Raw genomic sequence first — 12,969 nt, 5'->3', positions numbered from 1 at the left:
ACAGCACCTCGGGATTTCATCGACCGCTAGGCAAGGTCAAACCCTCCGCCTTAGGATGATCGAGACAAGCACGCCCAAAGCGGGAGGCAAAGGCGCTTCTCTCTTAAAAAGGGCGTCATAGCAGGAGGATTCTCTTCCATGAGCATCATGGTGCCGTCAAAGACGCCGGCCCTGATCACCCCGGGCCGTCAGGCCCTCGACTCCGCACTCCACCAACTCGACCAGGCCGCCGAGCAGCTCGGACTCGACGACGGGCTCCGCACGATGCTGGCCACGCCCCGGCGGTCGCTGACCGTCTCGGTCCCGGTCCGGCGCGAGAACGGCCGCCTGGACGTCGTGCAGGGCTTCCGCGTCCAGCACAACGTCTCGCGAGGACCCGCCAAGGGCGGGCTCCGTTTTCATCCGGACACCGACATCCACGAGGTCACCGCGCTCGCGATGTGGATGACGTGGAAGTGCGCGCTGGTCGGCATCCCGTACGGCGGCGCCAAGGGCGGCGTGGCCGTGGATCCGTCCACACTCACCGAGCGCGAGCGGGAGCGCATGACCCGCCGCTACGTCAACGAGGTCATGCCGCTGATCGGCCCTGAGCAGGACATCCCGGCTCCGGACGTCGGAACCGACGCGCAGACCATGGCCTGGATCATGGACACCTACAGCGTCCACACCGGCTTCCCGGTGCCCGGCGTCGTCACCGGCAAGCCGAAGACGCTGGGCGGCTCGCACGGACGCATGTCCGCCACCTCGCGCGGCGTGCAGATCGCGGCGCTGGCCGCGCTCGGCCGCTCGCCCGCCGGCAGCACGGTCGCCGTGCAGGGCTTCGGCAAGGTGGGCGGGCCGGCCGCGCAGTTCCTGGCCGACGCGGGTTGCAAGGTGGTGGCCGTCTCCGACGCCACGGGAGCCGTGTACGCACGCGGCGGCCTCGACATCCCCGCCCTGGTCGCGTACGCGGCCGAGGCCGGGGGCGTGCGCGGCTTCCGCGAGGCCGACGCGCTGACCCATGACGAGCTGCTGGAGCTGGACGTGGACATCCTCGTCCCGGCGGCCCTCGAAGGCGCGATCACCGAGGCCAACGCGCCCCGGATCCGCGCCCGGCTGATCGTGGAGGGCGCGAACGGCCCCACCACGCCCGAGGCCGACGAGATCCTGACGGCCAACGGCACCACGGTGGTGCCCGACATCCTCGCCAACGCGGGCGGGGTGATCGTGTCCTACCTCGAGTGGGTGCAGAACCTGCAGGCCTACTCGTGGAGCGCCGAAGAGGTCGAGCGCAAGCTGCGCGAGCTCATGCTGGAGGCTTTCGCCGAGGTGAAGTCGGTGGCGGCCGAACGCGGCCTGACGCTCCGGCAGGCGGCGCACGTCATCGGCGTGGGCCGCGTCGTCGAGGCCCATCAGCTCCGCGGCCTCTACCCGTAACCACACCTCAGTCCCACCGGCTGAACCAGGGTGGGCGCGCCACCACGCGCGCCCACCCCTCCCCGAAGAACCCCAGCCCTCTGCGACGGTGGAGCGGACGTCGCCGTGGCACCCGCCTACTGGTGCTCGTAGAGGCGGTAAGTGGCCAGGACGTTGAGCCGGTGGAGGTCCCGGCAGAGCGCGAGCATCCCCTGCTCGGCCAGTTCCCGCGGCACCGGATAACGGGCCAGGGCCGCCGCCAGGCCGGGATCGAGCGCCTCCGCCCACGGATCGACGCAGGCCGCGTACGTCTCCTCCAGGCTGCGCCCCGCCCGCACACTGGCCAGCACCTCATCGTGCAGCCGCTCCAGATAGCCGATGAGGGCGTCCACCGCCGCCGGCCCGTCGCCCATCGGGCCGTGGCCCGGGACGATCGTCTCCAGCTCGGGCAGAGCCTCGCGCATCCTGCGCAACGACCCCAGGTAAGGCTCAGGACCGCCCTGGAGCAGCATGTGGGCCGTACCCGCGTGACAGATGAAGTTGCCGGTCCACGCGGTGCGGGTGTCGGGTACGTACACGACGGTGTCGCCCGGACCGTTGCCGGGGCCGAAGTGGTGCAGCTGGACCACGCGCCCGCCGAGGTCGATCTCCGCGTACTCGTCGAACACCAGGTCGGGCAGGCGCCACGTGGTGACCGCGTCGAGCAGGGCGTCGTCGCCGTACATGTTCGCCGACCTGGTCTGCTTCTCGTACGCGAGGTCGGACATGTTGTCGCGGTTCGTCCGGGACGAGACGACGACGACCTCGTCGGGGAACGCGGCGTTGCCGAAGCTGTGATCGCCGTGGTACGTGGTGTTGACCAGGTAGCGGACGGGCCGGTCGGTCAGGTCGGCGGCGATCGCCTGGATTTTTGCCGAAATTTCGGGTGTGATCCCGGCGTCGACGACCAGCGCCGCGTCCCGCCCGGCCACCACCCCGTTGTTGTCCTTCGGCGGGAGGCTCGCCATCAACGCGTACACACCCTCGGTGAACGCGTGCGGCACCAGCTCCAGGCCCACCGGCGACAGGTTCGGCCCGCCGTAACCGGCCGGCCGCTCGGCGATCTCACGCTCGGGAATCCGCGAAGTGAACATTTCCGCTCCCATCTCTCTCTGTGTCTCTAAACTAATCGAACGAGCGATTATTTTTCAAGGTGATTGGATGTCCTCGTGAGCAGCATCACCAGCGGCCGCCGTCCGGGCCGTCCTTCCAAGGCCGAGGCAGGCGACACCAAGGCCGCGCTCCTGGACGCCGCACTGCGCCTGTTCGCGCAGAAGGGGTACGCGGGGACCTCGATCAGGGCCATCGCCAGAGAGGTGGGGTTGAGCGAGAGCGTCCTTTACGCGCACTTCGCCAGCAAGCAGGCGATCTACGACGCGGCCATGTCCCTGGCCGGCCCGCAGGCGGCCGACGTGGCGCTCGACCAGGCCCCGGACGAACCGGCGGCCTTCGTCGAGTCGTTCGCGGCCCGGGTGCTGGCCGCGTGGGACACCCCGCAGTCCAGGCAGGTCATGAGCCTGGTCTCACGTGACGGCCTGATCCACGACGACATCCTCTCCGTGGGCATCGAGAACGTACTGGGCCATCTCGCCGAGGTGTTCGCGCGGTGGCAGTCGGAGGGGCGGATCCGTACGGACCTGGGCACTCCCGACGACCTCGCCTACGCCCTCCTGGCCCCGATCGCCCACGCCCGGCTGCTGTGGCTGCACGGGAACGCCACGGAGGCCCAGCGCGAGCGCGCCCGCGACCGCATCAAGGCCCACGCCGCCCTGTTCGCGAAAACGCTCACCCGCTGAACCCACCGACGGCAGCGACCCACCGCACCCGCCCGCTCCAAGGACCCCAGCCCACGTCGGCGGCCCGCCCGGCGTCGGGGAAGAGCGCGTCACCCAGCGGGACCGGGTGTCAGACGCGGAGCTCCGCGTAGTCGAGGGCCTCCATCAGCCTCTCCAGGTCGCGCATGAGCTGCTCCGTGCGCTCCCGCCCGAACGCCCCCGCGATCAGCCCATGATGCTCGGCCACCGCCCCGTCCACCCGCGCGAGCAGCTCCGCCCCCCGGTCCGAGACGAACACCGCCACCCGCCGCCGGTCACCCTTGGACGGTCCGCGGTAGACCAGCGCCCGGTCGATCAGCCGGTCGATCGCCTTGGTCAGCGTCGGGTGCGGCATCAGCACCGCCTCCGCCAGCTCGCCCATCGAATCGCCGTGCCCGTCGGCCAGCGCCCGCATGATGCGCCACTGCTCGACCGTGACGTCCTCGCCGGCCAGCACCGCGGCCAGCCCGCGATTGACGCTGCGCTCCGCACGGCTCAGCAGGTAGGCGAGTGAGGACCCGAGCCCAGAGGTGGTCATGGAGAAAGGTCCTTTCATCGGAGAGCTAGAACGGAGGATACTCGTCGGCGTGGCGGCGACCGTCGATCCGTTGGAAGCGCGGCTCATACCGTCGGAGTCGATCAGGATCGGCCTGGTCGTGCCCGTGTCAGGGGTGCTCGGCCTGATGGGCCCGTGCGCGATCAACTGCGCGGTGCTGGCCGCCGAGGAGGTCAACGCCGGCGGCGGCGTGCTGGGCAGGCCGGTCGAGCTGGTGCTCATCGACGGCGGCCGGCCCGCGCGCCAGGTGGCGGCCGAGGTGGCCGGGCTGGTCGGCTCGGAGACGGTGCAGGCCGTCGCGGGCGCCCACGCGAGCGACGTGCGGGTGGAGGTCGTGGCCGCGATCGCCGGGCGGGTGCCGTTCGTGTACGCGCCACCGTACGAGGGCGGCGGCCACGCGCCGGGCGTCTACTTCCTCGGCGAGACCCCGGGCAGGCAGCTCGCGCCGGGCATCGAGTGGCTGGCCGGCGCGCGCAAGGCGCGCCGCTGGTACCTGCTGGGCAACGACTACGTCTGGCCACGCCTGGTGCACGCCAGCGCCCGCGGGCGGCTGCGCGCCCGGGGTGCGAGCGTGGTGGGTGAGAGCTTCGTCCCGTACGGCGAGGCCGTCAGCCGGCTCGACCGGGTGGCGGACGCGCGGCCCGACGCCATCCTGCTGACGCTGATCGGCAGCGACCTCATGGCGTTCAACCGGGCGTACGCGGCCGCCGGGCTCGGCGCGGCCCGGCTGTGCGGGGCGCTGGAGGAGCACGGCCTGCTGGGCGTCGGCGGGGACGTCACCGGCGAGCTGTACGCGTCCATGGGCTACTTCCGCGACCTGTCCACCGACGCCGGTCTCGACTTCGCCGAGCGGTACGCGGCCAGGTTCGGCGAGGACGCCCCCATGCTGAACGCCCACGGCCACGGCTGCTACGAGGCCGTGGCGATGGTGGCCGCGCTGGCGGCGCGGGCGGGGTCGCTGGCCGTGCCCGCGCTCGACGCGGTCGCCGACGGCACCGAGATCACCAGCGCCCGGGGCACGCTCACGCTGCTCGACCGCCAGGTACGCCATCCCGTGCACCTGGGCAGGGCGGACGGCCTGGGATTCTTTCTAGAGAAACCTTTTCAGTAGAAAGCTTTGGCTCTAGGGTGCGAATCGCCCCCCACGCAGCTAGGAGCCGTAATGAGCACAGTCGAGCAGTTCGGCTACCGCCAGGAACTCCAGCGTTCCTTAGGCTTCGCCGACCTGATGATCTATGGCTTGATCTTCATGGTGCCGATCGCCCCGTTCGGCATCTTCGGCCACGTCTTCGCCGTCTCCCACGGGATGGTGGCGCTCGCCTATGTCATCGGCCTGGTGGCGATGGCGTTCACGGCGCTGTCGTACGCGCAGATGGCCCGCGCGTTCCCCATGGCCGGCTCGGTCTACACGTACGCGGGCCGGGGAATCGCCGCCCCCGTCGGGTTCATCGCCGGATGGGCGATCCTGCTCGACTACGTGCTCGTGCCCTCGCTGCTCTACCTGGTGGCCGGCGTGGCCATGAACTCGTTCGTGCCCGCGGTGCCCGTCTGGCTGTGGCTGGTGGCGTTCATCGTGCTCAACACGGTCGTGAACTACCTCGGCATCCAGATGACCGCCAGGATCACCCGGGTCATGCTGGTGGCCGAGCTCGCGGTGCTGGCGATCTTCCTGGTGGTCGGCGGCATCGCGCTGGTCCAGGGCAAGGCGCAGACCGGCGCGCTCACCCCGTTCTTCGACTCCGCCGGATTCAGCTGGAGCGTGGTCCTGGCCGCCGCGTCGGTGGCCGTGCTGTCGTTCCTCGGCTTCGACGGCATCTCCACGCTGGCGGAGGAGAACCGCGAGGACGCCCGCCGGCTCGGCCGTTCCATGGTGGCCGCGCTGGGGCTGGCCGCGGTGCTGTTCGTGGCGCAGACCTGGGTCGCCGCGCTGCTCACCCCCGGCCGTGACGCTCTGATCGCGAACGACGACCCGGCGGGCAGCGCGTTCTACACCACCGCGGAGTTCGCCGGCGGGCACTGGTTGTCGGTGCTGACGGCCGTGGCCACCGCCGTCGCGTGGGGGTTCGCCAACTCGCTGGTCGCGCAGGCGGCCACCTCGCGCCTGCTGTTCGCGATGGGCCGCGACCGCCAGCTCCCCTCGTTCCTCGCGAAGGTGGACCCCAAGCACAAGGTGCCGGTCAACGCGACCCTCGTGGTGGCCGCGCTCTCGCTGATCATCGGTGTCTACATGAGCACGCGGCCGACCGGCATCGGCGAGCTGAGCTCGCTGGTCAACTTCGGCGCCATGGCCGCGTTCCTGCTGCTGCACGTCTCCGTCGTCGTCCACTACGTCATCAGGCAGCGCAGCCGCAACTGGCTCGCGCACCTGGTCCTGCCCGTGGTCGGCATCGTCGTCCTGGTGGCCGTCGTCTTCAACCAGAGCGTCTACGCACAGTGGGCCGGCGGCATCTGGCTGGCCGTCGGCCTCGTCGTCCTCGGCATCTCGTACGCCCGCGGCCGCCGGCCCGTACTCCCCTCGGAGGTCAAATGAACGTCGTCTCCTACCGTCCCTCCCCGGAGGACCTGAGCTACACCTTCGGGGGCCGCTCGGCCGTCGGCAAGGTACGGCCGGGCACGATCCTGGAGCTGTACACCGAGGACTGCTTCGGCGGCCGCGTGCGGACCGTGGACGACCTGCCGTCGCAGGTGTGCGAGTTCCCCTACCTGAACCCAGTGACGGGCCCCTTCCACGTCGAGGGCGCCGAGCCCGGCGACACGCTGGCCCTGCACTTCGTGAAGATCACACCGGCCAGGGACTGGGCGGTGTCGACGACGTTCCCCCACTTCGGCGCGCTGACCGGCACCCACACCACGGCCATGCTGCAGCCGCCGCTGGAGGAGCGGGTCTGGCGGTACGACATCGACCTCGACCGTGGCGTGGCCGTCTATCACGCCCGCAACAGCGACTTCAGCGTGGCACTGCCGCTCGACCCGATGCACGGCACGGTCGGCGTGGCCCCCGCCGCGAACGAGGCACGCATGACGATCACCCCGGACGCGCACGGCGGCAACATGGACACCCCGGAGCTGCGCGCGGGCGTCACCGTCTACCTGGGCGTCAACGTCGAGGGCGGGATGTTCTCGATCGGCGACGGCCACGGGTTGCAGGGGCACGGTGAGGTCTGCGGCACCGCCGTGGAGTCGGCCATGAACACCGTGGTCGCGGTCGAGCTGGTCAAGGGGGTGGCGACGCCGTGGCCGCGGCTGGAGGACGACCTGCACCTGATGTCCACGGGTTCGGCCAGGCCGCTGGAGGACGCGTACCGGATCAGCCAGCACGACCTGGTCACCTGGACGTCGGAGCTGACCGGGCTGGACACGCTGGACGCCTACCAGCTCGTCAGCCAGGCCGGGCAGGCGCCGGTCGGCAACGTGTGCGACACCAACTACACGATGGTCGCGAAACTGCCCAAGGAGTATCTGGGCCGCCCGGCCGCCTACGAGTCGGCGCACGCCCGGCTGCGCGCGCTGGGCTCTCAGTACACAAGTTGAGGTAAAGATTGATGTTGCAGGTCAGAGCACTGATCATCGTCACCTTAAGGTGGGAGTGTGCTCAGGTTGGTGCTGTCTCTGGTCCTGCTCGACCCCACCGCCGTCGCCGAGGTGTCGCAACGTAACGTCCCCGTACCCCGCGTCCTGACCCCCGACGGCGACCGCCTGGGCTACGCGCCGGTCCCGCGCCCCTACACAGGGGCGCGGCGCCTGACGGGGGTCCTGCTCGGCCGCGACCCCGTGACGCGGACGAACGTGCTGTGCGGGGGCACGGTGATCGGCTCGCGCAGCCGCAGCCTGGTGGTCACCGCCGCGCACTGCCTCTACCAGAACGGCCGCTCGCTCCAGCAGGTGACCTTCCTGCCCGGCTACGACCTGGGGCAGCCGAAGCTGGGGGTCTGGCAGGCCGTGCGCGTTTGGGTGCCCGACAGGTGGCGCACCGAGCCGTACTCGGCGAGTCTGCTGCCGTACGACGTCGGCCTGGTCGGTGTGGCGCGCCGCGAGCGCCCGCTGGAGGCCGTCACCGGCAAGGGCGTGCGACCGATGCCCACCACCAGGGGCACGAAGCTGCGCGGGCTCGAACTGCTCGGCTATCCGGCGGGCAAGGGCTATCCGGGCACGAAGATGTACCGGTGCGTGGGCGACGCGAGCGAGGGCCTCTCCGAGGGGCCCGGGCTGATGATCACGCGCAACTGCCACGCCGCCGCCGGCGGGAGCGGCGGTCCCGCCCTGTACGGCGACGCGCTGGCCGGCGTCGTGTCGTCGTCCAGCCCGATGACCGACACCCAGGGGTACACCGTGCTGACCAGGCTGGGCGAGTCCGTGTTCGGGCGGATGCTGGCCAAGGCCGACAAGGAGATGCTCAAGCTGCCCGGCTGACGATCTCCTCGCAGAGCGCGTGGGTGGCCAGGGCGTCGTCGGCGGCGATGCGGCGGCCCTCGCGCACGGCGGCGAGGAAGTCGAGGCAGATCTGCTCGATGCCGCGCTGCCTGGCCACCGGCACCCAGTCGGGGCGACGGGCGAGCGTCTCGCCGCCCCGGTAGTCGACGACGTCTCCGAGGTTGGCCACGCGGCGCTTGGCGCCGTCGCCCATGGCCTCGCAGGTCTCCTCGCTCGCCCCGCTCGTCCGGTTCATGACGCCGATGGCGGTGAAGCCGTCGCCCGTCAGCTCCAGGACGACGTGCTCGAGGAGGCCGTCCTTGACGCGGGTCCTGCTCCTGGTGCCGGTCACCGGGCCGGGGGCGAGGAACCTGAGGGTGTCCACCACGTGGATGAAGTCGTCGAAGATCACCCGGCGCGGCTCGTCGGGCTGGTTGTCGCGGTTCTTCTCCATGAGGACGAGGTGCCGGGGATGGGCGGCGAGCCCGGCGTATCCGGGCGCGTACCGGCGGTTGAAGCCGACCATCAGTGACCTCCCCTCGCTCTCCGCGAGCCGTACGAGTCGCTCGGAGTCCTGGAGCGTGTAGGCGATCGGCTTGTCGACGTAGACGTGGATCCCGGCCTTGAGCAGGGGCTCCACGATCTGCGGGTGCGCCTCGGTGGCCGCGTGCACGAACGCCGCGTCGGCCCCCGCCTTGATCACCTCGTCCACGCTCGTGGACCGCCCGGCGATCCGGTAGGTGTCGCCGAGCCGGTCCAGGCGGGCCTGGTTGCGCGTGCAGAGGTGCAGGTCGAGGGAGGGCTGGGCGGCGAGCACGGGGAGGTAGGCCTTCTCCGCGATGTCACCCAGGCCGATCACGGCTATCTTCACGCCTCGAGCGTAGCCTTGAGGCTCACTTCGATCGGCGTAGGCGCGACACCGAACGTGGTCTGGAAGGCCGAGGAGTCGAGCACGAACGGCTGCGTGAACTGGTACCTGACGTGGCCGAGCTCCCCGATCATGGGCGAGAACAGGCCGGCCACCCTGACCAGCGGCCACGGGAGCTGCGCGAACTTGGGCGCGGGCCGCCCGAGCAGCGCGGCCATCCGCTCCCCCATCTGGCGGAAGCTCAGCGGCTCGCCGGTGGGCACGTGCCACGGCCGGCCCCAGGCCCGCTCGTCGCCGCCGGCCACGATCAGCGCGTCCGCCACGTCGGGCAGGTAGGTCCAGCTGTGCGGCATGTCCGGGGGGTAGACCAGCTGGATGGTCTTGCCCTCCCTGAGCGGCACGAGGAACCGGCCGCCCAGATAGGACTGGTCGCTGGCGCCCGGGCCGAAGAAGTCGGAGCCGCGCACCTCGGTCGTCCTGATCCGGCCCGCCTCGTGCGCGGCCAGCGCGTCCCGCCACATCTTCGCCCGCACCCGGAACTTGGGGTTGTCGGAGGCGAGCGGCAGGTCCTCGGTCATGGGGCCGTTCACGGGCCCGTACGGGTAGAGGTTTCCGAGCATCACGTACACGGCGCCGCTCGCCTCGGCGGCGGCCAGGAACGACTCGGCCATCGGCGGCCAGTCGGTGAGCCAGCGGTGGTACTTGGGGTTGACGCAGTTGTAGAGGACGTCGGCCCCCTTGGTCGCCTCGATCAGCCCGGCCTTGTCGGAGATGTCGGCGGCCACCTTGACGGCCCCCTCGGGACCGCTGCCCGAGCGGGTCACGACGGCGACCTCGTGTCCCTGAGCGAGCAGCTTGTTCGCCACATGCGTGCCGACCTGGCCGGAGCCCACGACGACGTGCTTACCCATGATCAGACCTGCTTCCAGATGATGCGGAGAACCGCGTTGACGACGAACACAGCGAAGAAGACGACGGCGGGGGTCACCAGGCCGGAGGCGTAGAGCGCGACGGCGCCGCCGCCGAACCAGAGGATCTCCAGCGCGGCGCGGGCCAGGCCGGTGAGGGGGAACGTGGCGTTGGCGCCCCCGCCGGCCCCGAACAGCGCCCACGCGGCGATGAACAGCGCCGGCGCACCCACCCCGGCCAGCAGCCGGATCCACCAGGCGGCGCTCAGGGTGAAGCCCCAGTATCCCACGGAGGCCAGCACGCCGAGCTCCAGGAAGAACATCAGGACGGCGTTGGCGCCTTTGACTGTGCCGAGCATTTCGGTCCTCCGTGAACTGCCATTCGCTTACGAGAGCAATGCTCTCTCAAAAGAGCAGGGATCGTCAAGAGCAGTGCTCTCGTTTTTTTGCACCGCTCTGATAGCCTGCTTCCATGACAGCCAGCCGCACCGCCAGAGAACGCGTCAGGGCCGAGCTCACCAGGGAGATCACCGACATCGCGCGTCGCCAACTCGCCACCGACGGCGCCGGCGGCCTGTCGCTGCGGGCGGTCGCCCGGGAGATGGGCATGGTCTCCTCGGCCATCTACCGCTATTTCCCGAGCCGCGACGACCTGCTGACCGCGTTGATCATCGACGGCTACAACGCGCTCGGCGAGAGCGTGGAGCGCGCCGATGCCGAGTGCCGGCAGGACGACTACCTGCGCCGGTGGATGACGGCCTGCCACGCCGTACGCGACTGGGCGCTGGCGCACCCGCACGAGTACGCGCTGCTCTACGGCTCCCCCGTGCCCGGCTACCAGGCTCCGCAGGACACGGTCCCGGCCCGGATCCGCGATGTCACCGTGCTGGGCCGGATCGTCTCCGACGCCTGGGCCGCGGGCGCGGTCCAGGCCCTTCCCGGCGAGGCCCCGCGCGAGCTGGCGCCGGAGGCGGAGGCGATCCGCGGGCTCATGCCCGGCGTGCCCGACGACGTGCTCTGGCGCGGCCTGTCCGCGTGGACCACGCTGTACGGGTGGGTCAACTTCGAGGTGTTCGGCCAGTTCAACAACACGATCGAGAACAGGCGCGCGGCGTTCGAGCACTCGATGCGGCTGGCGGGTTCGGCGATCGGGCTTGCTCAGTAAGACTTACTAAGTTTTACTGAATACATGGCACGGAGAACGAAGGAGCTCGGCCGCTTCACGGACGTGGCGCTGCTGGTGCTCATCAGCCTGGCCGAGGGGCAGAAACACGGCTATCGCATGATCAACGACATCGAGGAGTTCTCGGGGACCTCGCTGGAGCCCGGCACGCTCTACGGGGCGCTGATGCGGCTGGAGGAGCGCGGCTGGATCGAGCCGGTCGAGTCGGCCGAGCGGCGCAAGCCGTACCGGATCACCGAGAGCGGGCGCTCGGCGCTCGGCGAGCAGCTCGCCACCCTGCGCCGCATCGAGCAGGCAGGCGCCAGGCGCACGGGAGCGGCTTGGGGGCTCGCATGATGCGCGCGGTGGCGTCGGCGATGCTCAGCCTCTACCCGAAGGCGTGGCGGGAGCGTTACGGCGAGGAGGTCGCCGACCTGATCGCGTCGCGACCGGCACGCGTGCGCACGGTGCTCGACCTGGTCTCGGGCGCCGCCGACGCGTGGCTGCACCACCGGCGCGTCCCGGGGGCCCGGACCTTGACCGTTCCGCTCGCGGCGGTCCTGACCTGCATGGGGGCGGCGCTCCTGCTCATGTGGAACCCGGGTCTGCGCGACGCGGCAGACGTGGCCAGCCTGCGTGGCGTGTGGGCCGAAGCCGGGCCGATCGCCAGGAACATACAGGGCATGGCGCAGAGTCTGTTCGGCATGGCGGGCGTCATATCCGTGCTCTCGGTGGCGCCGCTGCTCAACACCTGTCTCGCCGCGATGCGCCGTTCCGTGCACGGGCCGCTCACGCGGATGACCGCGCGACGGGTTGTCATGACGGCCTGGTTGCTCGTGATCCCCGTCGGGCTGGTCGGCCTGACCTTCGTGAGCCTCGCCTTCCTGCACGCCGGCTATCCCGTCGGGCCGCTGGGCGAAGCGATGGCGGGGGGCTTCCACGTGCCGCTCATCATGGCGCTGGTCCTGCCGCTGCCCATGACGGCAGCGGGCGCGCCGTCGCTGGGTTCCGACGTGCGCGGCACCGGCCAGATCCTCGCGTCGGCGGCCCTCTGCAACGCGCTCGCCTGGGGCGCCGTCGCGACCCTGCTGGTGCTGGGCCTGGAGAAGGCGTCCTGGTCGTTCCTGGCGATGGTCGCGACGAGCGCGATGGTGAGCGTGTGGATGACCATCGTCGTGACGAGGAGCGCGATCAGGCGTGGCAGGACTCTGATGGGCCAGCTCAGCCCCGCGTGAACAGCGGCACCAGCACCTCGTCCACGATCGCGACGACGAGCTCGTCGGGGATGGGCGAGCCCTCGAAGAGGAAGTGGTGGCGCAGCAGCGCGTGACCGGCGTCGAGGCGGCGGGGGGTGACGGCCTCGGGGGCGACCTCGCCGCGCTCGACGGCCCGGCCGACGACCTCCGTCATCAGCCTCCTGGAGGTGCTCTGGGAGTCCTTGCGCAGGGCGCGCAGCGGGGACCCGCTGCTCAGCGCCTCGCCGAGCAGCCCGCGCATGGCCTCGCCCGCCGGGCCCGCCAGCGCCTTCGACGTCATCCTGAGCATGGCCACCAGGTCGTCGCGCAGGTTGCCGGTGTCGGGCGCGGCCCCGGGGGTGGGCAGCGAATTGTAGACCGCGTCCATCACCAGCTCGATGCGGGTGGGCCAGCGCCGGTAGAGCGACGCCTTGCTGGCCTTGGCCCGCTCGGCGACGCGCTCCATGGTCAGCCCGGCGTAGCCGGCCTCGGCCAGCTCGTCGAGCGTCGCCTGGAAGATCGCGGCGTTCAGCGCCTCGCCCCGGCGTCGCGGCAGCTTGCGGTGGTCGGTCACCATGGCAT

General features: G+C 70.8%; 15 protein-coding genes. 9 read left to right on the top strand and 6 right to left on the bottom strand.

Features of this window, described 5'->3' with window-relative positions; translation table 11 throughout:
- Positions 1 to 138: 138 nt before the first annotated feature.
- Complete coding sequence (locus tag ACIHFD_RS13435) at positions 139 to 1,416, top strand: Glu/Leu/Phe/Val dehydrogenase (RefSeq protein WP_350725016.1); 1,278 nt, start codon at positions 139 to 141, stop codon at positions 1,414 to 1,416.
- Positions 1,417 to 1,532: 116 nt separating this feature from the next.
- On the opposite strand, the gene ACIHFD_RS13430 is transcribed toward ACIHFD_RS13435, so the two are convergent.
- A complete protein-coding gene (locus tag ACIHFD_RS13430) occupies positions 1,533 to 2,528 on the bottom strand; it encodes an MBL fold metallo-hydrolase (protein ID WP_397367066.1) in 996 nt (331 codons plus the stop codon).
- Between the two features lie 75 nt (positions 2,529 to 2,603).
- On the opposite strand from ACIHFD_RS13430, the gene ACIHFD_RS13425 reads away from it, so the two are divergent.
- Positions 2,604 to 3,230, top strand: coding sequence for a TetR/AcrR family transcriptional regulator (locus ACIHFD_RS13425; protein WP_397367065.1), 627 nt, complete (start codon positions 2,604 to 2,606; stop codon positions 3,228 to 3,230).
- A 109-nt stretch (positions 3,231 to 3,339) separates the two neighbouring features.
- On the opposite strand, the gene ACIHFD_RS13420 is transcribed toward ACIHFD_RS13425, so the two are convergent.
- Positions 3,340 to 3,786: a MarR family transcriptional regulator gene (locus tag ACIHFD_RS13420; RefSeq protein WP_350725011.1), complete on the bottom strand. Its 447-nt coding sequence runs from the start codon at positions 3,784 to 3,786 to the stop codon at positions 3,340 to 3,342.
- Positions 3,787 to 3,835: 49 nt separating this feature from the next.
- On the opposite strand from ACIHFD_RS13420, the gene ACIHFD_RS13415 reads away from it, so the two are divergent.
- From ACIHFD_RS13415 to ACIHFD_RS13400, 4 genes are read left to right on the top strand one after another with little or no spacing between them, the layout of a single operon-like run.
- On the top strand, positions 3,836 to 4,915 hold the full coding sequence (locus ACIHFD_RS13415) for a substrate-binding domain-containing protein (protein WP_363967397.1): 1,080 nt from the start codon (positions 3,836 to 3,838) through the stop codon (positions 4,913 to 4,915).
- Positions 4,916 to 4,966: 51 nt separating this feature from the next.
- A complete protein-coding gene (locus ACIHFD_RS13410) occupies positions 4,967 to 6,334 on the top strand; it encodes an APC family permease (protein ID WP_397367063.1) in 1,368 nt (455 codons plus the stop codon).
- Complete coding sequence (locus tag ACIHFD_RS13405) at positions 6,331 to 7,335, top strand: acetamidase/formamidase family protein (protein WP_350725005.1); 1,005 nt, start codon at positions 6,331 to 6,333, stop codon at positions 7,333 to 7,335. The genes ACIHFD_RS13410 and ACIHFD_RS13405 overlap by 4 nt, the downstream gene beginning before the upstream one ends.
- Before the next feature lie 57 nt (positions 7,336 to 7,392).
- Complete coding sequence (locus tag ACIHFD_RS13400) at positions 7,393 to 8,214, top strand: trypsin-like serine peptidase (RefSeq protein ID WP_397367062.1); 822 nt, start codon at positions 7,393 to 7,395, stop codon at positions 8,212 to 8,214.
- On the opposite strand, the gene ACIHFD_RS13395 is transcribed toward ACIHFD_RS13400, so the two are convergent.
- The 3 genes from ACIHFD_RS13395 to ACIHFD_RS13385 are packed head-to-tail and all read right to left on the bottom strand — an operon-like array spanning position 8,198 to position 10,349.
- A complete protein-coding gene (locus ACIHFD_RS13395) occupies positions 8,198 to 9,085 on the bottom strand; it encodes a Gfo/Idh/MocA family oxidoreductase (protein ID WP_363967403.1) in 888 nt (295 codons plus the stop codon). The genes ACIHFD_RS13400 and ACIHFD_RS13395 overlap by 17 nt on opposite strands.
- On the bottom strand, positions 9,082 to 9,993 hold the full coding sequence (locus ACIHFD_RS13390; RefSeq protein ID WP_397367061.1) for an NAD-dependent epimerase/dehydratase family protein: 912 nt from the start codon (positions 9,991 to 9,993) through the stop codon (positions 9,082 to 9,084). Before ACIHFD_RS13390 ends, ACIHFD_RS13395 begins: the two co-directional genes overlap by 4 nt.
- Before the next feature lie 2 nt (positions 9,994 to 9,995).
- Entirely contained in the window at positions 9,996 to 10,349 is a 354-nt protein-coding gene (locus ACIHFD_RS13385; protein ID WP_397367060.1) for a YrdB family protein, read from the bottom strand.
- Between the two features lie 113 nt (positions 10,350 to 10,462).
- Here ACIHFD_RS13385 and ACIHFD_RS13380 point away from each other — a divergent pair, with 113 nt between their 5' ends.
- The 3 genes from ACIHFD_RS13380 to ACIHFD_RS13370 are packed head-to-tail and all read left to right on the top strand — an operon-like array spanning position 10,463 to position 12,387.
- Complete coding sequence (locus ACIHFD_RS13380) at positions 10,463 to 11,155, top strand: TetR/AcrR family transcriptional regulator (RefSeq protein WP_397367059.1); 693 nt, start codon at positions 10,463 to 10,465, stop codon at positions 11,153 to 11,155.
- Positions 11,156 to 11,179: 24 nt separating this feature from the next.
- Positions 11,180 to 11,509: a PadR family transcriptional regulator gene (locus tag ACIHFD_RS13375; protein WP_397367058.1), complete on the top strand. Its 330-nt coding sequence runs from the start codon at positions 11,180 to 11,182 to the stop codon at positions 11,507 to 11,509.
- Complete coding sequence (locus ACIHFD_RS13370; protein ID WP_397367057.1) at positions 11,506 to 12,387, top strand: hypothetical protein; 882 nt, start codon at positions 11,506 to 11,508, stop codon at positions 12,385 to 12,387. Before ACIHFD_RS13375 ends, ACIHFD_RS13370 begins: the two co-directional genes overlap by 4 nt.
- On the opposite strand, the gene ACIHFD_RS13365 is transcribed toward ACIHFD_RS13370, so the two are convergent.
- On the bottom strand, positions 12,374 to 12,964 hold the full coding sequence (locus ACIHFD_RS13365; protein WP_397367056.1) for a TetR/AcrR family transcriptional regulator: 591 nt from the start codon (positions 12,962 to 12,964) through the stop codon (positions 12,374 to 12,376). The two genes, ACIHFD_RS13370 and ACIHFD_RS13365, sit on opposite strands and share 14 nt — an antisense overlap.
- Between the last annotated feature and the right edge of the window lie 5 nt (positions 12,965 to 12,969).

It is taken from the genome of Nonomuraea sp. NPDC051941, assembly GCF_044593615.1.
Note: the sequence above shows the minus strand (reverse complement) of the source record. Positions and strands in the feature narration are given on the sequence as shown.

What these genes read in the sequence shown, in the direction of transcription:
- ACIHFD_RS13435 (WP_350725016.1), top strand. Translation starts at nt 139, where the DNA reads ATGAGCATCATGGTGCCGTCAAAGACGCCGGCCCTGATCACCCCGGGC.
- ACIHFD_RS13430 (WP_397367066.1), bottom strand. Translation starts at nt 2,528, where the DNA reads ATGTTCACTTCGCGGATTCCCGAGCGTGAGATCGCCGAGCGGCCGGCC.
- ACIHFD_RS13420 (WP_350725011.1), bottom strand. Translation starts at nt 3,786, where the DNA reads ATGACCACCTCTGGGCTCGGGTCCTCACTCGCCTACCTGCTGAGCCGT.
- ACIHFD_RS13410 (WP_397367063.1), top strand. Translation starts at nt 4,967, where the DNA reads ATGAGCACAGTCGAGCAGTTCGGCTACCGCCAGGAACTCCAGCGTTCC.
- ACIHFD_RS13405 (WP_350725005.1), top strand. Translation starts at nt 6,331, where the DNA reads ATGAACGTCGTCTCCTACCGTCCCTCCCCGGAGGACCTGAGCTACACC.
- ACIHFD_RS13390 (WP_397367061.1), bottom strand. Translation starts at nt 9,993, where the DNA reads ATGGGTAAGCACGTCGTCGTGGGCTCCGGCCAGGTCGGCACGCATGTG.
- ACIHFD_RS13385 (WP_397367060.1), bottom strand. Translation starts at nt 10,349, where the DNA reads ATGCTCGGCACAGTCAAAGGCGCCAACGCCGTCCTGATGTTCTTCCTG.
- ACIHFD_RS13380 (WP_397367059.1), top strand. Translation starts at nt 10,463, where the DNA reads ATGACAGCCAGCCGCACCGCCAGAGAACGCGTCAGGGCCGAGCTCACC.
- ACIHFD_RS13375 (WP_397367058.1), top strand. Translation starts at nt 11,180, where the DNA reads ATGGCACGGAGAACGAAGGAGCTCGGCCGCTTCACGGACGTGGCGCTG.
- ACIHFD_RS13370 (WP_397367057.1), top strand. Translation starts at nt 11,506, where the DNA reads ATGATGCGCGCGGTGGCGTCGGCGATGCTCAGCCTCTACCCGAAGGCG.
- ACIHFD_RS13365 (WP_397367056.1), bottom strand. Translation starts at nt 12,964, where the DNA reads ATGGTGACCGACCACCGCAAGCTGCCGCGACGCCGGGGCGAGGCGCTG.